This is a genomic window from Ereboglobus luteus (genome assembly GCF_003096195.1).
GTDB lineage: Bacteria > Verrucomicrobiota > Verrucomicrobiia > Opitutales > Opitutaceae > Ereboglobus > Ereboglobus luteus.
The window spans coordinates 4,149,374-4,174,933 of record NZ_CP023004.1 but is presented as its reverse complement, the minus strand read 5'-3'; the positions used below and the strand labels follow the sequence as shown (position 1 = coordinate 4,174,933).

The following is a 25,560-nucleotide window of genomic DNA, read 5'->3' as shown; positions in this document are numbered from 1 at the left end:
TTGCGGCTCGGCGGGCTCGGCAATGCTCGAGGTTGCGAAATACTACGAGCTGCGCGGCAGCAGGAAAATTGCCGATGTCGTGGCCGATCACATCAGCAACAAGCAAGTTCGCCTGCCCGACGGCACCTTCTTCCGCAAAAACCTCATGCACACCTTCCATGAGGACACCATGTGGCGACGACCTTTACATGAGCGTGCCGTTCCTCGTGCGTTATTACCAGCTCACGAATGAGCGGAAATACATCGACGACGCGGCGCGCCAGTTCATCGGGTTCAAAAAGCACCTCTACATCCCGCGCCTGCGCCTCATGTCGCACGTCTATGATTTTATGCGCGGCAAGGCGACCGGCATTCCCTGGGGGCGCGGCAACGGCTGGGTGCTTTTCTCGCTTTCCGAGCTGCTCGCCGTGCTGCCCGAGAAGCACAAGCTGCGTCCGCAACTGCTCGACTTTTCCGCGAATTCAGCGCGGGCATCCTTGCGCAGCAGGACGCCGCGGGCATGTTCCACCAGGTTGTCAATGAGCACGATTCCTATCCCGAAACCTCGTGCACGGCGATGTTCATGTATGGATTTTCGCGCGGCGTGCGGAATGGCTGGTATAAGGATCCCGCGCCTACATCCGCGCCGCATACAGGGCGTGGGAGGCGATCAACAAAAACTCGATCGACAAATTCGGCAATGTGCACGGTGTCTGCCGGGGCTCGGAATTCTCGTTCAGTCGGAGTATTACAAACGCGATCTCCTCTGAACTGAACGACACGCACGGCATCGGCATCGTCCTCCTCGCCGGCATCGGAGCTCTGCAAACTGCGCGATTTTTGCAGAAGGGTAGGGCTTTTTGCGCATCCACCACTCCTTGATTCCGCGGATATTCCTTTGCCATGTCCACAAACATTCCTTCTTTCTCCGGCAGTTTCACGCTTCCCGGCGAGGCCGGCTTTGAACAGCTCACGCTCCAGCTCGCAAAAAAATGGGGCGCCGACACCATTCGCGACTCCGACGGCACACAGCTTTCGCCGGAATCACGCAATCCGGTTATTCGATTTATTCGACGATCTGCCTCGTGCGTTCGTGCAGCCTTGGGCGCGCAAGAATCCGCACAAGCTCCAGCAAAATTTCCTCATGTCGAGGCCGGTTGTCGCGGCGAAACCGTCCGTCACGATTTCGTTGCTCGACGGTTATTACACCGAGCAGTTTGTCGTGAACGTCAAGGACTCGCCGAAGCAGTGGTGGCAGGTTTTCGACCGCACACGGGCGGTGAAGTGCCGAAGGCGAAGTGGAGCGTTGATCCGAAAAAAGGCGCGGTCATCATCACCGGCGCAACTCCCGGGCACCGTACACGGTCAATTTTCTCGCGTTCCGTATCTGGGAGGAAATCTCGATGTATAATCACTCACCAACAACTGGGGTGATCGCGAGCATCTCTCCGCCGTCGATCCCATGCATCCGGAAACGCAAAAGGCGCTGCTCGCATATCTCGACGGCTGGCTGCGCGACCATGCCGACACGCGCGTCGTGCGTTTCACGTCGATGTTTTATAATTTAACGTGGTTCTGGGGCGCCGACCACAAACGCTGCGCGACGTGTATACCGACTGGGCCGATTATGAAATGACCGTGAGCCCGCGCGCGCTGAAACTCTTCGAGAAAAAATACGGCTACAAGCTCACCTCCGAGGATTTCGTCAACGGCGGCCTCTACAATTCCACGCACAACGCCCCGACGCGCCGCTACCGCGACTACATGGCGTTCATGCACGACTTCGTGATCGAGTTTGGCCGCAAGTGCGTCGATCTCGTCCACAAGCACAAGAAGCTCGCCTACGTTTTTTACGACGACAACTGGATCGGCGTCGAACCGAGCAGCCCGCGCTTCCATGAGTTCGGTTTCGACGGCCTCATCAAGTGCGTGTTCAACGCCTTCGAGGTTCGCCTCTGCGCGCACTCGCGCGGCGTGTCCACAAAAGAGCTGCGCCTGCACCCGTATCTTTTCCCGACCGGACTCAAGGGCGAGCCCACCTTCCAAAAAAACGGCGGCGGCAACCCCACGCTCGACGCGAAAAATTTCTGGATCGACGCGCGCCGCGGCATCGTGCGCGCGCCCATCGACCGCATCGGCCTCGGCGGCTATCTCTCGCTCGTCGAACCGTGGCCGACTTCCAGGATTACATTGAAAAAGTGGCCAACGAATTCCGCCTGCTGAAATCATTCCACAAGGGCGACAAACCGCATGTCGCGCCGTTCAAGGTCGCCGTGCTCACCGCGTGGGGCGATCTGCGCGCGTGGACGTGCTCCGGCCACTTCATGGCCAACGTCGAACTCTACCACGTGCTCGAGGCGCTCTCCGGGCTTCCGCTCGACGTGCAATTCATCAGCCTCGACGACATCGCGCAAACGGCGTGCCGCGCGGCGTGAAGGCGATCATCAACTGCGGACGCGCCGGCACCGCGTGGAGCGGCGGCGCGCATTGGGCCGACCCGCGCGTCGAAACCGCGATCACGGAATACGTGCAACGCGGCGGCGGCCTCATCGGCATTGCAGAGCCAAGCGCGCTCCCGCAGGCCGGGCAAAACTTCCGCCTCGCGCGCGTGCTCGGACTCGATCGCGACAACGGCGAGCGCGTCGCCAACGGACGTTACAAATACGACCTCTCTCCAAAGCATTTTATCACCGAGGAATTGGCCGACGTGACGCTCGATTTTGGCCCGAAGGAAATCGACAACATTTATGTTTTCGACGGCGACACGCATGTGCACGCCGAGCGTCCTGGCGAAGCTTCGCCGCGCCTCGCCACGCACGCCTTTGGCAAGGGTCGCGCGGTGTATATGAGCGGATTCAAATTCACCTACGAAAACACGCGCCTGTTGCACCGCGCGCTTTTCTGGGCCGCCGCGCACGAGGCAAAGTGGGGCGTGTGGCACTCCGAAAACCTCAACACCGAGGCGACGTATTTTCCGAAGCGCAAAAAGCTCGTCGTTATCAACAACGCCGGCACGCCGCAAGCCACGCGCATCACGCTCGCCAACGGCAGGACGGCGAAGACGGTCAACCTCGAAGCGCACGGCATCGCGATTCTGGACATGTGAGCCGGGGATGTTGCGGCTCACCGGGGACAGTTCGCCCTACCAAAAGGCATTTCCTCGCGACAATTTAAACCGAAACAGCTTTAGCCGAAATATTTGTTTACGGCCTCCATGCGGGAGTGCACGTGGAGCTTGTCGTAGATGCTGCGCAGGTGGCTGTTCACGGTTTGCACGCCGATGCCGCATTGCGCGGCGATTTCCTTTGCGGAGAGTCCGCGCGCGGCCATTTGCAGGATTTCGATTTCGCGCAGGGTAAGCGGATCGTCGAGGCTTTGGCTGGCGCTCACGGGTTTGTCCTTGTGAAAAAACTGGATGACCTTGCGCGCGATTTCGCCGGTCATGGGCACTTCGCCCTTTGAAAGATTTCTGAGCGCGGCGAGAAGCTCTTCCGATGACGAGCGTTTGAGGAGGTAGCCGCTCGCGCCGGCTTCGAGCGCCTTGAAGATTTCGTCAGTCTCCTCGTAGATTGTCAGGATGAGAACCTCGGTTTTTGGAAGGACGCGCTTGATGTGGGCGGTGGCCTGGATGCCCGAGCCGTCGGGCAGGTTGATGTCCATGATGACGACGTCCGGCTGCGCCTCGGGAATGCGCGCGAGGGCGCTTCGGTAGTTGCGGCACACGCAGGCGAGTTCCATGTCGGGCGCGCGCGTGATTATGCGGGAGAGCTCCTCCGCGATCTCGGATCGGTCTTCAACAATGGCGACTTTGAGTGGCATCCGGGTTTTTTGGCTGGGGGTTCGCCCCGCCTCCGTATTGGGGCGGGCGGCATTTGAGAGGCGAGTCTATTGTGATCGTCGAACCATTCCCCGGATTGCTTGTTATGTCAACACGTCCTCCAATCTCAGCCATGCGCGTTCGCATATTGTAGAGGCCGTTGCCCTCGTTGTTTTCGGGCGCGTTCGGATCGAAGCCCCGTCCGTCGTCGGCAATGACGAGGCGAAAACGCTCGTTTTCGACACTCATGGTGATGGTGGCGCGCGCGGCTTGCGAATGTTTGAGGATATTGTTCAGCACTTCCTTTGCGATGGACAGGATGTTGTGGCGGGCTTCGGGCGTGATTGGCAGGTCAGGGATGGTGTGCGCGCCATCGGCGGTGCACAGGATTGGCGTGCCGGCGAGATGGCGCTGGGCATAGCGCACTATGTATGCGGCGAGCTGCTGCCAGGAATCATTTTGCGGGTTTACAGTCCAAACAACGCCGTGAAGATCCTCCACAAGGTAGTGCGACTGGGTGACCAGGTTTTGCGCGAGCTCCTTCACCGGGGTCGGTTCGTCCTCGCGGAGCAGGCTGTCGGCGATGTATCCGATTTTGGTGACACGGCCGCCGAGCTCGTCGTGCAAGTCGCGCGCGATGCGCGTGCGTTCGCGCTCCAGGGCGTGCTCATGCTCGAGGCGGCGGAGCCGTTGCTTGAGGAGGCGGTTGGAAACCTTGAGCGCGATCCACGAGACGAGCGCGACGCAGGCGAAGGCAAGGATCGCGCGAAACCACACGGTCTGCCACCACGCGGCCGCGACGATGATGACGAGGGAGGTTTCGGCGCGGCTCGCGCCGCCGTCGCCGTTGATCGCCTCGACGCGGAACACGTAGCGTCCTGGCTGGAGGTTGGGGTAGGCGCAGTGGAGTTCGCCGGTGGCGTCGTTCCAGTCTATGTCGAAGCCCTCGAGCATGCGTCGCACGCGCACGCGTCCGGGATTCGAGAAATCAAGCGCGGCGAAATGCAGCTCAAGCTGCCCGACGCCCGGGCCGATATGAATTGAACCCTTGCCGGGCACGGGAACGCGGGCTCCGTCGATATGGATGCCGTCGATGTAAACGGGAAGCGGCTTGGGTGTTTCGGGCGGGCGCACGGCGTCGAAACCGACAACGCCGCGATAGGTGACAAACCACAGGTTGCCGTCGCGGTGCTTCCACGCCATGGGCTGGATGCCGACCATGCCGGAGATTCCCTCAAGGTTGTCGTCGCGCCCGAAGAGCGTGGCGTTGACGGGGGAGCCGGGCGCGTCCGCCGCGGCCAGTAGTTGTTTTATGGATACATGAAAAATGCCCCGGCGACTGCTCACCCAGAGGCGTCCGTAGCCGTCTGCGATGACCTGGTTGATTATGTTGTCGGGCAGGCCGTCGTCCTGGGTGAAGAGGCGCGGGGTGTCTTCTCGCCAGAGGACGAGGCCGCTGGTGGTGCCGAGCCAGAGGTTGTTTTCGGAGTCGACAAAGAGCGTGTGCAATTGCGCGTCGAGGGCGCCGTGGGGGAGTGATTGCGCGATGAACTTTTTTTCGCCGTCGGGCGCGTCCTCGCGCACTTGGAAGAGCCGGCCGTTTTCCAAGGCCATCCATATTTCGCGGCCTTTCGGTGTCTTGCGCTCGGCGATGCTGGCCACCCGCGAGCCAGGGAAGCCGTCCTCCGCTGTGAATTCGTTCACCACGCCGTTTTTATGACGGCGAATTTTGAGGATGCCCAGCTCAGCCAGAGGTTTCCCTTGGAATCGCAGAAGAGAGTTTGGATGCCGCGCAGCGCCGGATTGACGTGACGCAGGACGCGCTGTCCGTCGTCCGCCTTGACGGGTGTTGAATACAGGCCGCTCGCCGTGCCGACCCAGATGGTGCCGCGCTGATCCGCGCAGACATTGATGACAAAGGGCATGTTTCGGGTGGGGGCTTTTATGACGGTGATTTCGCCGTTCTCGACACGCACGAGCCCGCCCGCCTGGTTGGCGCACCAAAGCGCGCCGGTTTCGTCAATGCTCACCGATGTGCTCACGTCCATGGGCAGGCCGGCGTCGCTGTTCAGTATCACGTGGCGGTTTGGTTTCAGGTGGACGAGCCCGGCGGCGTAGATGCCGAGCCAGATGTCATTGTTGATGTCCTCGTTGATGGCATGCACGCGGTCGTATCGAAGCGCCAGGGGCTTCAGGTGTCCGTCGATTAGGCGCAGCACGCCGTCGCGCCGGGTTGCCAGCCAGAGCACGCCGTCCTTGCCTTCATAAAAATGCTGAAGCCCGGCGCGCGCCATGGGCCAGTCCTTGCCGGAGAGCACGACATTCCAGGTGCCGCGTGTCGTGTCGAAGCGCGCGAGGTTGTCGCGGCTCGCGACCCAGAGCCCGCCGGCGCGCGCCTTGGTTATCATGACCGAGCGGGGGCTTTGTTTTTCGTAGCGATGCAGTTCGCCGTCCTCATACCAGCCGAAAAAATCGCCGCCTGCCACCCAGGTGCGGTTGTTCTCGTCGCTCACGAAACAGAAGGTGGAATTGCGCCGGGTGACGCCCGCCTCGGTGTCGAAGATTTCCATTGCGCCCGCGCCGCCGGCTTCCGACCAGCGCATGATCGACGGCGAGTCCGTGCCGATCCAGACGGCGCCGGTGTGATCCACCGCGAGGTCGCGCGGCGTGATGTTGGCTAGGTGCTCATTCGCCGGATGCAGTTCGTATTTTCCGTTGCGCAGGCGAAGGAGTTTGTTCGCCGCGTTGAGCAGCAGGATTGTGTTTTCATCCTCGATCGCGAGGGCGCGGATATTGTATCGGCTGTGGGCAAAATCCTCCGGTATCGGATATTCGATAAAGTTTCTCCCGTCGAAGCGTGCCAGGCCGCCCAGCGTGCCTATCCAGAGAAAGCCGCGCGAGTCGCGCACGATGTTGTTGATGCCGTTGTGGGGCAGCCCGTCCTCGACGAACCAGTTGTGTATGATGAACTCGGGGCCGGTGCTTTGCGCCTGCTGAGAATTCGTGGCGGGGGTTTGCGCTGCGCGGGCCAGCGGGACGGCGGCGAGGAGAATGAGAAAGAGGGGGATCAGGCGTGTGATCGGGGGTTTCATTTAAACTACTCTGCCAGAGTGCGTTTTTTTAGGCATCCCTAAAAATAGGGGTGCGGAGGGGCATGGGCGTTTTGGTATTTTTACGTCGAAAAGTAACAAATTTTTGACCGTCGCCCGCTCCACGCCCCTCGCTCCAACACACCCTTGATCCCTTTTATGCGCACCCAAACAAACACCCTGCCCACGCCCGCAATCACTCGGGTCTTTAGCATCGCAAAAACGCTTCTGCTCGCCGGCGCCTCCGCGCTGATGTTGCAGGGCGCCGCCTTCGCCCAGAACGCGACGCTTACCTGGACCGGCGCGACCGACGGCAACTGGAACTCGACATCGCAAAACTGGATCTACAACGGCTCGCCCGCGACGTTCATCAACGGCGACGCGGTCGTGTTCGATGACACGTCGAGCACCGCGACGATCGCAATCCCCGGCGCGGTTTCGCCCGGATCGGTCACCGTGGACACGACGCGCGCGCTTACCTTCGCGCCCGCCGCCGGCGGAGGACTTTCCGGAAACATGCAGTTGCGCAAAAAGGGCGCGGGCACGCTGGCGTTTTCCGCCACGAACACGGCGTTCACCGGCACGACCACGGTGGAGGCGGGGGCGCTTCAGGTTTTTTATCCTGCGGTTAATTACGTCACATCGTCCTTCGGTCCGGTCGTTTTGGCGGGAGGAACACTCACGATGGACGCCTCGACCTCCATCGTTCTCGACCACTCGATCCTTATCCCCGAGGGGAAAACAGGTGAGATGCGAACCGGCCGCGCTTTGCGCATCGGCGGAGCCGTGACAGGCTCCGGCACGTTCACGGTTACAGCCGGAAACATTATCGATATTTATGGCGAATCGTTCGCTAACTTTTCTGGCGAGCTTCGCCTCAATACAACTTCATCCACTGTCAGGCAGATACGCCACCTCAACGGCACCAATGGCTACGCCGCCTCAAAGGGCACCGAGTTGGCCAGCGCAAGCGTTATACTCAACAATGTCTATATCGAGCCGCATGGTAGCGGCGCGTCGACTGGCACAATTAGCTTTGGCGCGCTGGGCAATGTCATTGGCACGGAAAGGCTCGTGGCCCGCCCCGCCAACGGCACGACGGTTTTTGCCATTGGCGCGCGAAATCTCGACACCGTTTTCAGCGGAACTATCGAGAATAAAACCGCCGCGCAAATCGCCGCCCTCACCAAGGTCGGCACCGGTATGTTCACGCTCAGCGGTGTGAGCACCTATACCGGCGCGACCACGGTCAGCGCGGGCGCGCTTCACCTCACCGGGCATCTCTCCGGCGCGAGCGCGGTCACGGTCGCGGGTTCTGGCGCGTTTGGCGGTTCCGGCACGAGCACGGGCGCGGCAACTTTTGCGGACGGCTCCACGCTTCTCGCCGATGCCACCGATGCGGGCGCGCTCGCCACCTTCAATGTCGGCGGCGCCGTCGCGCTCGGCTCCATCCTCAAGGTCACGCCTGTCGTCCCCGAGGGTGTCACGCTGGTTCCCGGCACCTACACAATTCTTCAGGCTGCCGGCGGCATCACCGGCTCGCCGTTGTTTATTTGGGATGAATCCGCCGCGCCGGGATTTGTCGCCAGCATCACCATTGTCGATGCAAACAAAATACAGGCCGTCGTTTCCGTTGACTCCGGCAGCCCGCGCCCGGTCATCACCAGTGAACTCGCTGTCTCGGGCAATTATCGCGACGCCTTCAGTTACACAATCACCGCCAGCAACGCCCCCACTTCCTTCGCCGCGGCAAATCTTCCCGAAGGCTGGTCGATCAATACCGCCACTGGAGAAATCACTGGCGACATCAAAACTACAAGCCCCATTGCCCTGACCATTGTCGCTGTCAATGGCAACGGCGCCACTTCGGCCACGCTTAACATCAGCGTTGAAGGCACCGTTGGTCCGTTCGACTGGTTTGTCGCGCCCGATGGCGATGACAACGCCACCGGCACGCTCGCGCGCCCCTTCGCCACCATCCAGCGCGCGCAGGAAGCCGTCTCGCCCGGCGAAACCGTTTACATTCGCGGCGGCACCTATGCCATGCAGGACTCGCAGATCGCGGCATACAGCGGCGTTTTCGCCTACGTCACCGACCTCACCAAAAGCGGATCAAGCGGCAGCCCGATCACCTACGCCGCGTATCAGGACGAAAAGCCCGTTTTTGACATGAGCGCGGTCAATCCTGCCGGATACCGAATCCACGTCTTCAGTCTTAAAGGCTCCTGGATACACATTCGCGGCCTCGAAGTCATCGGCGTGCAAGTGAACATCACCACGCACACCCAATCCATCTGCTTTGAGGTCACCGGCAACGACAACATCCTCGAGCGCCTCTCCATGCACGACGGCAAGGCCATCGGTGTTTACATGTCCGGCAGCGCCGCGCGAAACCTCGTGCTCAACTGCGACGCCTACAACAACTGGGACGACGTTTCCGAGGGCGGCGCGGGTGGAAACGTGGACGGCTTTGGCTGCCACGGAAACGGCGCGGGCAACATCTTCCGCGGCTGCCGCGCCTGGTATAACAGCGACGACGGATTCGACTGCATCAACCAAAACCAATCCGTCGTTTTTGAAAACTGCTGGGCCCTTTACAACGGTTACAGCAAGGACGGCGTCTCCCGCGGCGACGGCACCGGTTTCAAGGCAGGCGGCTACGGTATCGCAAAATCCGACGTCCCCAATCCCATCCCTCGCAACACCGTGCGCAACAGCATCGCCGTCAAAAACAAACGCGGCTTCTACGCCAATCATCACCCCGGCGGCATCGATTGGTATAACAACAGTGCTTATCAAAACAGCTCCGATTATAATTTCCTCGGCTATCAACCTAATGCCGATCCGAACCAACCGGGCGTTGATGTTCCCGGCACCGATCATGTCATCCGTAACAACCTCAGCCATGGAAACCCGCTGAACAGGATACTCAGCAACCTCGCCGACACCGGAAACACGATGGATCACAACGCCATCCCGACTGCCGCCGAACCCGCGCAACTCGCCGACACCGAATTCGAAAGCGTCGATTTCACTCAACTCACGACGCTTCCCCGCAAGGCCAACGGCGACCTGCCGGACATCACCTTCCTAAAACCCAAACTCGGCAGCGCCCTGATTGACGCCGGCATTGATGTCGGCCTTCCCTATGCCGGACTTGCGCCCGACATCGGTGCGCATGAGAACACCGCGCCCGTCATCACAAGCGAGCTCACCGCGTCGGCCGCGCAAGGCGTTGCATTCACCTACACCATCACCGCGCTCAACGACGCGACCGGCTACGCGGCCGCAAGCCTGCCCGCCGGCCTCGTCATTGACACCACGACCGGCGTCATCAGTGGCACACCCACGGTTGCGGGATTATTCAATGTGACGCTTTCCGCAACCAACGAACAGGGAACCGCCACCGCCACCCTCACCCTTACCATTACCGCGCCCACCGCGCCCATTTTTACCGGAGGTGATGAAATCAATATCAACGGCGTCGCGGGGGCGTCCTTCAATTACACGATAGCGATCACCAGCAGCTCGCCCGTGACGTTTGCCGCCGATGATTTGCCTGCCGGACTTGCCCTCGATCCGGCCACGGGCGTCATCAGCGGAACACCGGCAGTAACCGGCGTCTTCACCATTACCATCACCGCAACCAATGCGATAGGATCCACCGAAAAGCAGATCACGATAACCATCAATGGACAGTCCGCGCTTGTCGTTCTCGCGGGACTCGCCCAAACCACGGGTGCTGCGAACGGCGCCGTTACGGTCGCGCGTTTTAATTCTCCCGGAGCCCTCGTCGCGCATCCCAACGGCAATCTCTACATCGCCGACACGCTCAACAACGCCATTCGCGCCATTGATCCGCGCGGCAATGTTTCCACAATCACGCCAATCGGTTCCACGTTCTCGCAACCCGCCGCGCTCGCCGTCGGCGGTGGCGGCGCGCTCATCATTGCCGACACCGGCAACAACGCCATCCTCTCACTCAACCTCTCGACTCGCCAAGTCACCACGCTCACCTCGGGAATCGCGCAACCCGGCGGGCTCGCTTGCGACACCGCGGGTAATCTTTATATCGCCAGCACCCAGCGTCACGTCGTTTTTAAACTAGCCGCCGGCGCAAGCACAGCCACCATCGCCGCCGGTGCGCTCGACACATCCGGCGCGAGCGATGGTGATTTCACGACCGCTCGCCTCAACGCTCCCGCCGGCATCATTCTCGGCTCCGACGGGCAACTCTACGTTGCCGACACGCTCAACAATGCCATCCGGAAAATCGATCCGGCCAGCGGCACCATCAGCACGGTCGCCGGGCGGCTTGGTGTGAGCGGCACCGCCGACGGCCTTGCAGCAGACGCTCGTTTTAATCAACCCAAGGGACTCGCCGCCGACTCAGCCGGCAACCTTTACATCGCTGACACAGGCAATCACACCATCCGTCGTTTCGACATCGTTTCCGGGGAGGTTGTCACCAGCGCCGGCCTTGCAGGAAGTCCCGGTTCGTCCGACGGCATCGATTCCGATGCGCGTCTCGACTCCCCCGCCTCCATCACGACTGACAGCACTACGGGCGATATCTACGTGGCCGACACTGGCAACAGCACCATTCGCGTGTTTCTCGACAGTCCGCGCATTCTCGGCCACCCGGAAAACAGAATCGTCGCCACCGGTGCCACCGCCACCTTCACTGTCCTTGCCATAGGCGCGCCAAACCCCGCCTACCAATGGCAGAAGGACGGTGAGATCATCTCCAGTGCGACCGCTTATTCTCACATCATAACAAATGTGCAGCAGGCGGATGTCGGTGCTTATTCCGTTTTAGTTTCCAATGAAATGGGTGGGATCGTCAGCAACACCGCCACGCTGACAATAACCGCCTCTACCAGTGGCACCAACACCGGCACAACCGCTCCGCCGCCGACCGGTGACGACACCGACAAGGGTGGGGGCGGGGGCGGCGGCGCGCCGGGTCTCCTCTACCTCGTCGCGCTCACGATCCTTGCCGCGCTCCGCCGTTTGCGGACAGCCTGATCCACTCCGATTAAAGCCATGCGCCACCTGCCGCTTCTTGTCGTCACAATCCTGTTCGCTTGCCAGTCGCTTTGCGCAGCCGCCGTTGCAACCGGGCTTGTGACGCTTGAGCGGCACGACAAGACGATCATCCTCTCCAACGGTCTTGTTCGCGCCGAGATTGACCGCGCCACGGGCAACCTCGCGCAATTCAGCCTCGGTGAGCGCGCCGTCCTCGCCTCGCCCAGTTATCTCGACTGGCACACCGGAAAAAATAATCACCTCGCGCGTCCGGCGCTCACCATCGCCGCCGATCCCGCAAAAAATGCCGGACAAAAAGCCGAGCTCGTTTTTGCCCAAAACGGCCGCGGCGAAATCGACGTCGCGCTCCACTATGTGATGCTCCCCGGCGAGCGCGCGCTGCGCATGTTCGCCGTCTTCACTCATCCGGCGGACCGCGCCGCGTTCACCATGGCGCAGGCGCGTTTTGTTTCGCGAGTCAGCGACAAACTTTTCGATACCATTGCCGTCGATGCCGACCGTTTTCGCGAACTTCCCCCGGCCGACACGCCTTTTGAAATTCTCGGCCCGAAGGAATCCATGCGTTTCACCGGCGGCCCGTGGAAGAATCAAATCACCGACAAATATCACTACTTCACCGATGCCGGCGGGCACTATGCGCACGGCTGGATTGGCGGCAACTCCCGCCTCGGCTGCTGGATTATTTACGGCAGCACCGAGGACCAAAACGGCGGTCCCACGCGCCAGCACAACACCGCGCACTGGCAGCGCATTCTCCTGAAAATCCTCGCGTGCTCGCACTACGGCGCGCCGAACACAATCGCCCCCGCCGGTCGCGCATGGCAAAAAGTTTACGGCCCCTGGATGCTTTATCTCAACGAAAACGCTGACCCCGCCGCGCTTCGCGCCGACGCCGAACGCCAGGCCGCGGCGGAGCGCGCCGCATGGCCCGCGCCCTGGCTCGATCATCCCGCTTTCGCAAAAGCCGCCGAGCGCGGCGCGGTCGGCGGACGCCTTGTTGTTCGCGATCCGCAGTCGCCCGCCGCCAACGCCGCGAACGCGTGGGTCGGTCTCGCCGAGCCGTCGCCCGACTGGCAGCGGCAGGCGCGCAACTACCAGTATTGGACGCGCGCCGATGCGCGAGGAAATTTCCACATCCCCTCCGTCCGCGCCGGAAACCACACGCTCTACGCATTTGTTGACGGCGTGCTTGGCGAGTTTCGCCGCGACGACATCGCCGTGAATCCCGGAGCGACAACCGCGCTCGGCGATCTCATCTGGACGCCGGTGCGCCACGGACGTCAGCTCTGGGAAATCGGCACGCCCGACCGCACGGCGCGGGAATTTCGTCATGGCGACAATCACCGTCGATGGGGACTGTGGCTCGAGTATCCGAAAGACTTTCCAAACGACATCACCTACATCATCGGCAAAAGCGATCCCCGTCGCGACTGGAACTATGCGCAAATCGCGCGCATCCAGCCCGACGGCACGTATCGCGGCGCCACATGGCGAATCTTATTTGACTGCGACAAATCCATATCGACCGGCGGCGGCGACGCCGTGCTGCACCTCGCGATTGCCGGGGCGCACAACAGCATCCTGCGCGTCCTCGTCAACGGGCGCGAGGCCGCCATCGTGCGCGATTTGCCGAAAGACAACGCGATGATGCGCGCCGGCATCCACGGCCAATACACCGCGCGCGACGTGCGATTCCCCGCGGACTGGCTGCGCGAAGGGCAAAACGAAATCGCCCTCGAACACCAAGGCGCCAACGCCGTGGCTAAAAACATCATGTATGATTATCTGCGCTTGGAAGTGCCGCAATGATAGCATAATTTTGCAGTGTTTGTTCCATGGATTATTTTAGGCGTGCTGCCCTGTGTGCGGACTAAATAAAAAAAATCATGCGGCAAGATCCCTAAAAATAGGGATGCGGTATCTCTTACTTCATTTGGTATCCTAAGCAAATACTGCACCCAAACCCTCGCCATTCCCCTTTCACGTTTTAGTTCGCCATGTCCCCATTTCACAAATCCATGCACAACGAACCCATCCATCCGACACGCACGTTCAGACACGTTGCGACCGCCTCACACCAAAAACGCCTGCGCATGATCGTGAGCTCGTTTGCCGTGGCGCTTGGTTGTTTCCAAGCGGGATTGAAGGCCGCGGATCTTGTTTGGACGGGCGATGTCGATGGCAACTGGGACACCTCCACATCCAACTGGATCAACGGTGCTGCTCCCGCAGCCTTCGCCGCTGGCGACGCCGTCACTTTCGACAATACCTCGACGACCGACACCATCAACATCCCCGGCGCGGTTACACCCTCGGCGATCACGGTTGATGTGACACGCGATCTGACCTTTGCGCCCGCATCGGGCTTTGGCATCAACGGCAATATTCCTCTGCGCAAAGCAGGCATGGGCGCGCTTATTTTTTCGGCGACGAATACCGGCTTCAGCGGCACGGTCACCATTGAGGCAGGCATATTCCGAACCTATGCCCCGGCATCAAATATCGTCATGTGCACGGGACCGATCGTCTTCGCCGGCGGAACCTATTCGCTCACCGCGGCGTCAAACAGCAACCAGCCAAACCTCGATCAATCTTTCACCGTGCCGGCGGGAGTGACGGGCGAGATCACCACGCCAAACCGTTTTGCACTCAACGGTGGTGTGCTTGGTTCCGGAACCTTGATTCTGAATATCAATACCACGGTTTCCCGGGCGGATTTTCAAAACGACTTCACTGGATTCAGCGGCGAATTGCGCTTGGCCGGTTCGGGCACCGCGCGCATAGGTTTGAACAAACTTTCTTCCGCCCAGCCGGTCGCCGTTCCGGGAACGAGCTGGACAAACACCGCTCTTGTCATTGATGGCTCCGTGGGTCTTTTGCCGAACACGGCTTCGTATGGAAACACCATGGCCATCGGTTCTCTCGCCGGATCGAGTGCGAGTGCAAAACTTCTTGGCGGAAGCAACGGACTTGTCACCTATGAGATTGGCGGCAAAAACCTCGACACTTCATACGCCGGTTCCATCGAGACCAATGCCGCGCTCACCAAAGTCGGCACGGGCATGCTCACGCTCACAAATGCCCATACCTATACCGGCGCGACCACCATCAGCGCCGGCGCGCTCCATGTCACCGGCCAGCTTGCCGGTGCCAGCGCGGTCAGTGTTTCCACCAGCGCGGCCTTCGGCGGTTCCGGCACGGTCGCCGGCAATGTCACTTACGCCGACGGCGCCACGCTTTTGTCCACCGCGGTTGCATCCGGTTCGCTCCTCGGCATGGATGTAGCGGGCTCCGTCACGCTTGGTTCCACACTCGACATCTCGCCGGTCGTCCCCGAGGGCGGCTTGCTCGTTTCCGGCACCTACACGTTGCTCCGCGCCGCCGGCGGCATCACCGGCGCGCCGACGCTTTCCTGGGTTTACTCGGGCACGGGCGTGTCGGCTGTTCTCGGCCAGGACGCCAACACCATAACCGTGGAAATAACCGCATCGCTTCCTGACGCGCCGGTCATCACCAGCCTGCTCACCGCGAGCGGCACGATTGGCGAAGCCTTCACTTACACCATCGTCGCGAGCAACAATCCCGCGAGTTATGATGCGATTGGCTTACCCTCGGGGCTGAGTATCAACACCGCCAGCGGCGTCATCTCCGGCACGGCGACAGCCGCCGGCACGAGCAATGTCACCATCTCGGCAACCAATCTTGGCGGCTCCGATTCCAAGATACTCGAAATCACCATCTCCGAGCCGCCGCCTCCCGGCAATGTGCCGGCCATCACCAGTTCACTCGAGGTCACGGGCACGGTTGGCGAGGTGTTTAATTATCAAATCGTCGCTACGGAATATCCCACGGGTTACTCCGCCAGCCCATTGCCTGCCGACCTGTCAATCGCCTCGGCGAGCGGCCTCATCTCCGGCACAATTTTGTCCTCGGGCACGAGCATCATCGAACTTGGCGCAACCAACGCTGTCGGCACCGGCACTGCCACGCTCACACTTAGCGCTTACTCCGTCCCTGTGATCACCAGCGCGACCACCGCAACCGCCCTGGTGGACGAACCCTTTTCCTACACGCTCACTGCGACCGGCGAACCGACAACGTTCGCCGCCACCGGCTTGCCCTCGGGACTTAGCTTCGACTCGGAGACTCGTGAGATCTCCGGCACGCCGACTGTCACCGGCACGAGCAACATCACCCTCACCGCGTCAAACCTCGTCGGCTCCGACACGAAAACGCTTGAATTGACCGTGTATTCGCTCGCGCCCGCCATCACCAGCGAACTCGTCGTGACGGGCACGCTGGGCCAGCCATTCGACTACCAAATCACGGCGACCAACACGCCCACCTCCTTCGCGGCCGAGCCGCTGCCCGAGGGGCTTTCCATCGACGCCAGCGGTCGCATCACCGGCACGCTCACCGCCGCCGGCGGCACCCGTGTCACGCTCACCGCGAGCAACAGCTACGGCGACGGCACTGCCACGCTCGTGATCTCCATCATCGCCCCTGTCGAGGCGGGCACGCTCGTTTGGACCGGCTCCGTTGACGACACATGGGACAAAACCACGACCAACTGGATCATGACCGGCGCGAGCTCGGCCACCAATTATGCCGATGGCGACCGCGTGCTCTTTAACGACACCTCGGCCAGCGGCACCGTGAGCATTTCCGGAATCATCACCCCCGCGTCGCTCACTGTCGATGTGTCCGCGCGCGATTTGACAATTGATCCCGGCTCAGGCGGCGGACTCTCCGGCGACATTCCCATTGTAAAAAAAGGCATTGGCACGCTGGCATTTTCCGGCACGCACGCGGCATTCTCCGGCACGAGCACGCTGCAGGAGGGCATGCTGAAACTCTATCATCCCACCACGTCCTATTTGCTTTCCGGCTACGGGCCGGTTGTGCTGACGGGCGGCACGCTTGCGCTGGACAGCACGGCAAGCGTCACGCTCCTTTTCGAGCAGCCGATCTATGTTCCGGAGGGTAGCACGGGCGGGATCAGAACCAATCGCACCACGCGTTTCGCCAGCCCCATAAGAGGTTCGGGCACTCTCACGATCACCGCCGGCAGCAATATCGAGTTGTTTGTCGATACCTTCAGCGAATTCTCAGGGGAACTGCGCGTCAACACCGCGTCGTCCACGCAACGCTGGGTGCGCCCGCTCAATGGCACCAACGGCTACTCGGCATTCAAGGGCACCGAGTGGGCCAACACCAGCATCGTTCTCGACAACGCCTACATCGAACCCCACAGGCAAAGTTGCGTTTCGGGCACGGTTGTCATTGGCGCGCTTTCCAGCAGCGGAACCACTGAGAGACTGGTCAGTCGCGAGGCCACCACCGCTCCCATGTATACGCACTACCAGATCGGCGGAAAAAACCTCGACACGGTTTTCAACGGGGCCATTGAGAACAAAACGGCAAGCAATCCCGCCGGTTTGATCAAGGTTGGCACCGGCCGCTTTACACTCAGCGGCAAGAGCACCCACACCGGCCCCACGATGGTTTCCGCGGGTATGCTTTACCTGACCGGCGAATTTTCAGGCACGACTGCTGTCACGGTATCCGGCTCCGCGGCGTTTGGCGGCACCGGTGTTGTCGCAGGCAATGTCACCTATGCCGATGATTCCACTCTTGTCTTCGCATCCGATGAGGAGGCCACGATTTCCGGTCTTGCCGTCAGGGGCTCGGTCGCGCTCGGCTCGACACGGATGACTGTCACACCGGTTGTGCCCGAGGGTGTCAGGCTCATTAACGGCACTCACACCATCCTCGAGGCCGATGGCAACATCACCGGTTCGCCCACCTTCACATGGTCCTACCCGGCCGACCCCGCAATCACGGCCGATATAGTCATCGTCGGGTCCAAGGTTCAGGTCATTATCGCCGGCGGCGAGGTTGCCAAGGCAGTCATAACCAGTCCGCTCAAGGCAGACGTCATGACGGGCGATGCTTTTACCTACACGCTCACGGCGACTAGTGACCCGTCGAATCCCACGCAACTCAATGCCACCGATTTGCCCGCCGGCCTTTCCTACGATCCGTCAACCAATATCATCAGCGGCACGCTCGCGGCGGGCACCTATGCGATCACGCTGACCGCCAGCAACGATTCCGGAATCACCACCGAAACGCTTACGGTCATTTCCTACGCGACCCTGCCTCCCGCGCCCGTCATCACAAGCGCGGCGCGCAGCGTCGCCGTCATAAACGCGACTTATGTTTATGCAATCGAGGCGGACAACAATCCCACTGCATTCAACGCCACCGGGTTGCCCGCCGGCTTGGAGATCAACACCGTGACCGGCCAGATCACCGGCAAGGCCAAGACGCTCGGAACAAGCGAGGTCACGCTCTTTGCCAGCAACATCGCCGGCACCGGCACCGCCGCGCTCGAGCTCGTCGTATCATTGCCAAAGCCGGAAATTACCAAGGAGAGCGTGACACAAACCCAATACCAATTGTTCAGTCATCAAATCGTCGCGACCAACAGTCCCGCGAGTTACGGCTTGGACAACACCGTTGCCACCGGGGACATCATGGCGTTTCCGTCCACCGTTGTCCTTGATCCGGTCACGGGTGTCATCTCCGGCACTTTTGTCACTACCGGCACCTATCAAGCCTTGATGCAGGCGACCAACGACGCCGGCACAGGCGCCGCCACGCTCAATGTCGTCGTGGTCATCCACCCGCCTGTCATCGGCGGCGCGGATTCCGCGATCGGCATGGTAGGCACACCCTTCACCTATTCGATTGTCGCGGAGCACTCGCCCACGACCTTTGCCGCCATCAACCTGCCTCCCGGACTTTCGGTCAACACCTCGACCGGTGTTATCAGCGGCACGCCCGAGGCCAGCGGTTCCTATCTTGTGAGTCTCATTGCAATGAACACCACCGGCCCCGGCACCAAGCAGGTCACTTTCACAATCAACGGTTCCTCGGCGCTCACCACGCTCGCCGGCTCGGCGGGCTCGCCCGGCTCGGCCGACGGCCCTTCCTCCGACGCGCGTTTTAACACGCCCGGAGCCGGCGTCGCCGATCAGAACGGCAATCTCTACGTCGCCGACACCGGCAACGGTTCCATTCGCAAAATTGCGACCGACGGCACCGTCTCCACCTTCGCCACCGGTCTCAACGCCCCGGCTTCCGTTGTCATTGATGCCGCGGGCGCGGCCCTCTATGTCGCCAACACCGGAGCAAATGGCATTGTCAAAATCGACATTGCCACCGGTGTCGCGACCACGCTTGTGCTTGCCGGCACGCCCGCGCTCAACGCGCCAACCGGTCTCGTCATCGACGCCTCTGGTAATCTATACGTGGCAAATACCGGCGACCATACCATCGTCAAAATCAACACCGCCACCTGCGAGACCGCGCTCGTCGCCGGTGCCAGCGGCACGCCCGGCACGGCCAATGCCACGGGCGCGGCCGCCGGCTTCGACTTGCCCATGGGGATCGCGATCAATGCCGACTGCTCCTGCCTCTACGTTGCCGATACGGGCAACAGCATGATCCGTCGCATCGAACTCTCCACCGGAGTTGTTGAAACGGTCGCCGGCATCGCGGGCTCGACAGGCAGTGCCAACGGCTCGACAAGCATCGCCACCTTTAACACACCCGAGTCGCTCGCCGTCGACGCCGCGGGTGTCATCTATGTGGCCGATACCGGCAACAACACCATTCGTGTCATCGACACCGTTGCCGGCACTGTTTCCACCTTTGCCGGCATGGCGGGCAGCAGCGGCTCGCAAGACGGTTCGGGCGAGGACTCCACGCTCAACGCCCCCGGCGGCATAACAATCGATTCGGTCTCGGGCGAAATCTACGTCCTCGACACCGGCAACCACATTGTCCGCGTTCTTCAGGCCGGCCCCTACTTCACGACACTGCCCAAGGCGCAAACGGTTGACGAGGGCCGGGGCGCCATCTTTACAGCAGTCGCTTCCGGGGCGCCCATACCGACCTATCAATGGTATAAGGACGGCGTGGCGATTGCTGGCGCGACCGAATCTGCGCTCACAATCAGCTCCGTCACGCGCACCGACGCCGGCCGTTACAGCGTGCAAGCCACCAACCCGATGGGCTCGGTGGAAAGCACTCCCGTTTCCCTCACCGTGAATGGCGCCTCGCAGCAGCCCTCCGGAAACGGCATCAGCGACGGAAACGGCGGCGGCGCCCCCGGCCTTTGGTATTTGCTTGTGCTCGCGCTCCTCGGCGGAGTTCATGTTTTGCGCCGCCGTTTGCGTCGCCGGAATTCGGCAATTCCGTTTGCTATCGTCGCAACGCTTTTTGTGTTTCACGCTTTTGGCTCACTACCGCTCCAAGCCCAGGCCCAGACCACAGGTGTCGTTACCGGCAAGGTGAGCAGCGCCAAGACCGGTGTCGCGCTTGCCAGCGCCCAGGTGTTTGTTGATTCGCAGGGCACGCCCGTCCTCACGGAAAGCGACGGCACCTTCCGCATTGGCAATCTCGCGCCCGGCGAGCACACCGTGCGCGTAGCCTACGTTGACCTGGACGACCAAACCAAGACCGTCACCATCGAGTCCGGGGTCGCTGTTCATGTCGAGTTTGTGATGAGCTCTGACGTTTACCTTCTCGAAAAATTTGTCGTTTCCTCCGAGCGCGAGGGCCAGTCGGCCGCCGTGCAGCGTCAGCGCCAGTCCGACGTTATGAAAAACGTCGTTGCCACGGACGCCTTCGGCAACCTCATCGACACAAACGCGGGCGAACTTTTGAAAAATCTCCCCGGCATCTTCGTTGACTACGCTGGCGAGGATGTCGGCAGTTTCTCCATCCGCGGCATCGGCTCCGACCAGGGCACCATGAGTGTCGATGGCAACGAATTTGCCAACAGCTCCACCAATCCCGAGACCAGCACCGAGCGCGGCGTCGCCCTGAAAAACTTCTCCATTGCCTCCATCGAAAGTATCGAGGTTTACAAATCGCCGCCGCCCTCCTCGCCGGCCAATGCCAACGGCGGCGTTATCAACATGATTTCAAAAAACGCCTTCGACCAGAAAGGCCGCCGCATCCGCATCGATACCAGCATGGGACTCAACACCGCCGCGCTTGACTGGGATCCCGTGCCCACCGGCAACCGTTCCCCCGCCCGTTCTTGGTCGCCGGGCGCCAACGTATATTATTCCGAGGCCTTCCTAGGAAACCGTCTCGGCATCAGTCTTAACGCCAACGCCTATGAGACCTACCGCTTTAACAACACCATCGGCGATCAAGGTTACATCTTCGACAGGCCCAACACTTCCGATCTGCCCACTGCCGACATGAGCGGCTACATGAGCGACACCCGCCTCACCGAGGCCGTTTCCAAAAGGCGCAATCGCTCCCTCACCTTCAATACTGATTTCAAGATCAGCCGCACCACCTCCATCTCGCTCAAGACATCCTACAATGACTGGAAGGATCTTGGCGGCGGTTCGGTCGCCGCGCGTCTCAACACGACCAACAACGGCACCGTGATAAAATCAGCCTCCAACTTCAACACGGTCGAAGTTGAAGGCGCCTACGTAGGCATGACCGTCGGCGGCGCGCCCGACAAGCAGGGCTACGGCCAGGCCTGGTCGATCAACCCCGGCGTGAAGCATCAGTTCGGCGGCATACGCATCGACTACGACGGCTATATCTCGCGCGCCTTCACCCACCGCGCGCAAGGTCTCAACTCCATCACCTACAACAGCCCCAGGGGACATTATATATTCGACAACCTGCAGTCCAACGACGGCCCCACCATCCGGCAACTCGGCATCACTCCGCAAAACGACTACCTCGACCTCGACAATTACAGCGGCCTCATAATCAACACCAGCGACTCGCTCATGGTCGATGAAAAGAGCGGCGCCAAGGCCAACATCCGCATCCCGGCCATGCTGCTCGGTCACCCGCTTTCCATCCGTGCCGGCTCAAGCTACACCTCCTGGACGCGCAACAGGCATACCTACAAGAAAAACTACACGCTCAACGACAGCAACGCCTCCAGGCCCGGATACAGTGAGTTTTATGATCCCGTGCGCAAGGACTCTTGGGAGTTCACCGACACCGCCGTCCCGAACTGGATCAGTCCGTGGAAGGTGCTGGATTATTTTAATGAAAACCCGGACATGTTCACCTTGGACGAGTCAACCCACAGGCAGTCGCTCTATCGTTATACAAACGAACTCACCGAGGACGTGGTGTCCGGCTACATGATGGGCTCCTGGCAGATTCACAACCTCAACATCATGGCCGGCGTCCGCTATGAGCACACCTCCACGGAGGCCAGCGGCTTCCAAACGGATGGACGCCTCTCCAACACCGATCCCCTGTATTATTCCATGGTTTCGGGCAAAAAATCGTATGACAACTGGTTCCCCAATGTGCAGTTGAAATACGAGCCGCTCGCCAACCTGATATTCCGCGCCGCCTACACCACTTCGATCGGTCGCCCGAAACTGGAATATTTGCTTCCAAGCGACAGCTACACCGTGAGCTCCAGCGCCCAGACGGTTACAATCAACAAGAAAAACACCGGGCTGAAACCGCAATACAGCAATAATTACGATATCAGCGTCGAATACTATCTCCCTCACGGCGGCGTCATTTCCGGCGGTGTCTTCAGAAAAGACATCACCGACTTTATTCTCGAAACCAGCGGCCTGCTCGCCGACGTGGCCCCGGACTTGGTTGAGCAATATCAATCGCTCTATGAGCAGTATCCCAATTACGACATCTACTATGGCTCCGCGTTTAACATAGGCACCGCCAAGATGGACGGCTTTGAAATCAGCTATCGCCAGCGCCTCTCATTCCTCCCCTCATTCCTCAAGAACATCGAATTCTACGAGTCGTTCTCCTACATCAAACCCAAGGGAGACATCGATGTGGTGAACCTCAAGCGCAAGGTCTCGAACACCCGCATCACCTACCGCGGCAATGGGTGGAGCATCCAGGCCGGTTACAACTGGTTCGGACGCTACCTGCGCCGCTCGCCCTCGACGCTCACCAACCCCGACGGCTCGATCACCATGGGAAATGACGGCACCTACACAAAGGCCAGCGGACGCCTTGACCTGAGCTTCACCTATCAATTCTCCCGCAACTGGTCGCTCTCCTGCGACTGGCGCAATGTCCTCAACGAGCCCGACGAATACGAGCGCTTCGGCCGTCTCGTCCGCTATTACAGGGCCGGCACCACCATAAACTTCGTGCTTAAATACAACCTGTGAAGCCGCCACATTACATAACCCGCAACACGATCCCCTTTATGAAAAAGAATACAATTTCCAGAACCCTCCTCGCGTTCGCGGCGGCCATTGCCGTGCAGGGAGCCGGTCTCAACGCCGCCACGCTTGACTCCAGCACCATCTACTGGACGGGCACGGCTGATTCCAACTGGGGCAACTCCGCCAATTGGAGCCTCGGCCAGCTCCCCGGCGAATCCGATTATATCGGCATTGGCCACAACTCGCCGACGACCATTTATATAACCAACACAAACACCGGAAACCTTGTTTATGCAATCGGCGGCCTTTCTGTGACGCCCAATACGGGCGAATATAATATAAGCCTGCAAGGCACCGGCGACGGACTGGCGATTCTCAATGTCGCGGGGGCGGTTTTTATAGCGTCAACAACGCCAACACGGATCTTCCGATTACAATCACACTAAACGATTATTCAAAACTCCTCTACACCGGCGCCCGCGATTCGACCGCGTATCCCGCCATTAAAAACGCCCCTGATCGCTCGTCGCTGTGGGGCGCATCCCTTGTCATGCACGGCAATTCCACCGCCGATTTTTCCGGAGCCGCCACGACAAGCAGCATTTTGTTGGCGTCGGTTAACATGGACATGGGCACGACACTGACCACGGGAACCAATCAGGTTTACATATCGTATGGTTCCACGATTTCAGGGGCGTTCACGAGCGCGCGCACGACCGGGGAGGCGCTTCGCCTGAATACATTCAACTCATCGCAAACAACCGTGATCGGGCAGACGGGCGTTGTCACTCTTCCCGGTTCAAGTTACGCCCTGTTGCGCTACGGCACGCTTCAGGTTGACGGTGTTTTTAATGGCAGCATCAGACAGCAGGGCGGGGCGACGACTTACATTGGCGGATCGGGTTTTATCATCGGGCTTGTAACATCCAACTCCACTTCAGTCATAGCTCCCGGAACCAAAACCGAAGCCGCCACGCTGACCATCACCGGAACGCTCGATATGGGACCCAATACATCCATCAATCTCGATTTTTTCACGGAGACATCAAGGGATCAGCTGGTCGTCAATGGAAGCTTGGCGCTTTCCGAGGACACGGAGGGAGTCACCCTCGGTATTTCCCGCGACGTCCGGAATTTTCAGGTCAAGGACGGCGCGCGTTACAAAATCATAACCGTCAACGGCGACATCACCGGGACGTTTAATGATAAATTGGTTCATAATTTTGGAATGATCGCCGCGAATAGCTTTTGGGAGAAAATTGATTTAACCGGAGGCGGCCATGAGATATGGGTTCAGATTGTGCGCAGTAAATACGCCGATGTTCCCGGCATTACGGAAAACCAGCGCACGATCGCCGCGGCCATGGATCGCGTGGGGGCTTCGATTCCGCACCAGGTTGCCGTGGGGCTCGACGGTCAATACAGCATAAGCGCCTATGGCAGTGTGCTGAATCAACTCGGCCCGCAATCGTATCAAGTGTGGTTCCCGGCGGCCGTCGTCCAGACGACCGCGCTGGGCACGAGCATTGAGAACCGTCTCGCCATTCCCGACGAGAAGCTTCGCGCTGTGAAAAAATTTGATGTTTATGCGCAGGCATCGCGCGCCACTGCGCATAAAAACACCACTGCCCAAAATGAATATTATGAAATCGATCCGATAAAAATCCTTACTGGAGTGGACTACGCCATATCGCCCTCGTTGCTTGTCGGCCTTGTTTATTCCTATGACAAGACCGATTATACAATGGATGATTCCGGCAGCACGGGGGACTCCAAGAGCCACACCTACGGCGCCTACACCCGTTACCGCGCCGGCAACTTTCAAGCCAGTCTGCTCGGCTTCTATGGCACCGACAGCTATGATGCCAAACGCAATGCCAGTCTGGTGGGATCCCTCTACAAAGGCAGCACCGATGGCACGCGTTACGGTGGGCGCGCCCTTATAAGCTACAAAGCGCCCTGCTCCTGGCTTGATGTGCGGCCGACGCTCGGTCTCCAGTATCTAAAATGGAAGGCGGACGCATTCAGGGAAACTGGTGGCGCCTCTGAAACAGCGCTTGCGGTGGGCAAGCAGGACGCCGAATCGGTTATCGCATCCTTCGGATTTCAACTGGCGCGCAGTTATGAAATATTAAGGGACAAGGCCGTCATACGCCCCTTTCTCAATGCCTACTGGGCCTTTCGCTCAAGTCGGGGAGAGCGCAACATCTCGGCAACGGTGCTGGGTGAAACGGTGACGGTCAAAAGCGCGCCCGGTGATCGCAGCGGCTGGCATATCGAAGGTGGCCTTTCGCTCGATTATTACAACGGCCTGTCCTTCTTTGCAAGTTACGCTGGCGACAGCAATATCATGGTCGATCAGACGGTGGCCATCCGCGCCGGGGTTGGTTATCGTTTCTAATAAATTGCC

At 60.2% G+C, this 25,560-nt stretch carries 12 protein-coding genes and 4 pseudogenes; 13 read left to right on the top strand and 3 right to left on the bottom strand.

Annotated features, from left to right (window positions below):
• The 8 genes and pseudogenes from CKA38_RS15835 to CKA38_RS17020 form a co-directional block, all read left to right on the top strand.
• Positions 1 to 232, top strand: a 232-nt coding sequence (locus CKA38_RS15835) for a hypothetical protein (protein WP_161554955.1), incomplete at its 5' end; no start/stop codon positions are given.
• Positions 159 to 754: pseudogene (locus CKA38_RS15155) on the top strand (glycoside hydrolase family 88 protein). The gene CKA38_RS15835 and the pseudogene CKA38_RS15155, both read left to right, overlap by 74 nt.
• 128 nt (positions 755 to 882) lie before the next feature.
• Positions 883 to 975, top strand: a pseudogene (locus CKA38_RS17030) (hypothetical protein); the annotation flags it as partial.
• Between the two features lie 148 nt (positions 976 to 1,123).
• Positions 1,124 to 1,390, top strand: coding sequence for a 1,3-beta-galactosyl-N-acetylhexosamine phosphorylase N-terminal domain-containing protein (locus tag CKA38_RS16705; protein ID WP_250645173.1), 267 nt, complete (start codon positions 1,124 to 1,126; stop codon positions 1,388 to 1,390).
• Positions 1,391 to 1,394: 4 nt separating this feature from the next.
• A pseudogene (locus CKA38_RS16060) lies at positions 1,395 to 1,615 on the top strand (1,3-beta-galactosyl-N-acetylhexosamine phosphorylase N-terminal domain-containing protein); the annotation flags it as partial.
• Positions 1,585 to 2,202 (top strand): 1,3-beta-galactosyl-N-acetylhexosamine phosphorylase N-terminal domain-containing protein, encoded by a 618-nt coding sequence (locus CKA38_RS16055; RefSeq protein ID WP_202863930.1) that lies wholly within the window; start codon positions 1,585 to 1,587, stop codon positions 2,200 to 2,202. The pseudogene CKA38_RS16060 and the gene CKA38_RS16055, both read left to right, overlap by 31 nt.
• A 101-nt stretch (positions 2,203 to 2,303) precedes the next feature.
• Positions 2,304 to 2,839, top strand: a pseudogene (locus CKA38_RS17025) (lacto-N-biose phosphorylase central domain-containing protein); the annotation flags it as partial.
• Positions 2,825 to 3,085 (top strand): 1,3-beta-galactosyl-N-acetylhexosamine phosphorylase C-terminal domain-containing protein, encoded by a 261-nt coding sequence (locus CKA38_RS17020; protein ID WP_425482501.1) that lies wholly within the window; start codon positions 2,825 to 2,827, stop codon positions 3,083 to 3,085. The pseudogene CKA38_RS17025 and the gene CKA38_RS17020, both read left to right, overlap by 15 nt.
• Positions 3,086 to 3,165: 80 nt before the next feature.
• Here the strand turns inward: CKA38_RS17020 and CKA38_RS15145 are convergent, their stop codons facing one another.
• From CKA38_RS15145 to CKA38_RS15135, 3 genes are read right to left on the bottom strand one after another with little or no spacing between them, the layout of a single operon-like run.
• Positions 3,166 to 3,798 carry a response regulator transcription factor gene (locus CKA38_RS15145; RefSeq protein ID WP_108823678.1) on the bottom strand — a complete coding sequence of 211 codons (633 nt, stop codon included), beginning with the start codon at positions 3,796 to 3,798 and terminating at the stop codon, positions 3,166 to 3,168.
• Complete coding sequence (locus tag CKA38_RS15140) at positions 3,773 to 5,500, bottom strand: ATP-binding protein (RefSeq protein WP_152032899.1); 1,728 nt, start codon at positions 5,498 to 5,500, stop codon at positions 3,773 to 3,775. The genes CKA38_RS15145 and CKA38_RS15140 overlap by 26 nt, the downstream gene beginning before the upstream one ends.
• Positions 5,497 to 6,888 (bottom strand): ligand-binding sensor domain-containing protein, encoded by a 1,392-nt coding sequence (locus CKA38_RS15135; RefSeq protein WP_108826314.1) that lies wholly within the window; start codon positions 6,886 to 6,888, stop codon positions 5,497 to 5,499. Before CKA38_RS15135 ends, CKA38_RS15140 begins: the two co-directional genes overlap by 4 nt.
• Positions 6,889 to 7,044: 156 nt before the next feature.
• On the opposite strand from CKA38_RS15135, the gene CKA38_RS15130 reads away from it, so the two are divergent.
• The 5 genes from CKA38_RS15130 (at position 7,045) to CKA38_RS15110 (ending at position 25,551) form a co-directional block, all read left to right on the top strand.
• On the top strand, positions 7,045 to 11,913 hold the full coding sequence (locus CKA38_RS15130) for a right-handed parallel beta-helix repeat-containing protein (protein ID WP_108826313.1): 4,869 nt from the start codon (positions 7,045 to 7,047) through the stop codon (positions 11,911 to 11,913).
• An 18-nt stretch (positions 11,914 to 11,931) separates the two neighbouring features.
• On the top strand, positions 11,932 to 13,743 hold the full coding sequence (locus CKA38_RS15125) for a polysaccharide lyase family protein (RefSeq protein WP_108826312.1): 1,812 nt from the start codon (positions 11,932 to 11,934) through the stop codon (positions 13,741 to 13,743).
• A 209-nt stretch (positions 13,744 to 13,952) separates the two neighbouring features.
• Complete coding sequence (locus CKA38_RS15120; RefSeq protein ID WP_161554953.1) at positions 13,953 to 23,153, top strand: TonB-dependent receptor; 9,201 nt, start codon at positions 13,953 to 13,955, stop codon at positions 23,151 to 23,153.
• Positions 23,154 to 23,191: 38 nt separating this feature from the next.
• Complete coding sequence (locus tag CKA38_RS15115; RefSeq protein WP_108826310.1) at positions 23,192 to 23,596, top strand: hypothetical protein; 405 nt, start codon at positions 23,192 to 23,194, stop codon at positions 23,594 to 23,596.
• A 104-nt stretch (positions 23,597 to 23,700) separates the two neighbouring features.
• Positions 23,701 to 25,551, top strand: a complete 1,851-nt coding sequence (locus CKA38_RS15110) for an autotransporter outer membrane beta-barrel domain-containing protein (protein ID WP_108826309.1) — start codon at positions 23,701 to 23,703, stop codon at positions 25,549 to 25,551.
• The last annotated feature ends 9 nt before the right edge of the window (positions 25,552 to 25,560 follow it).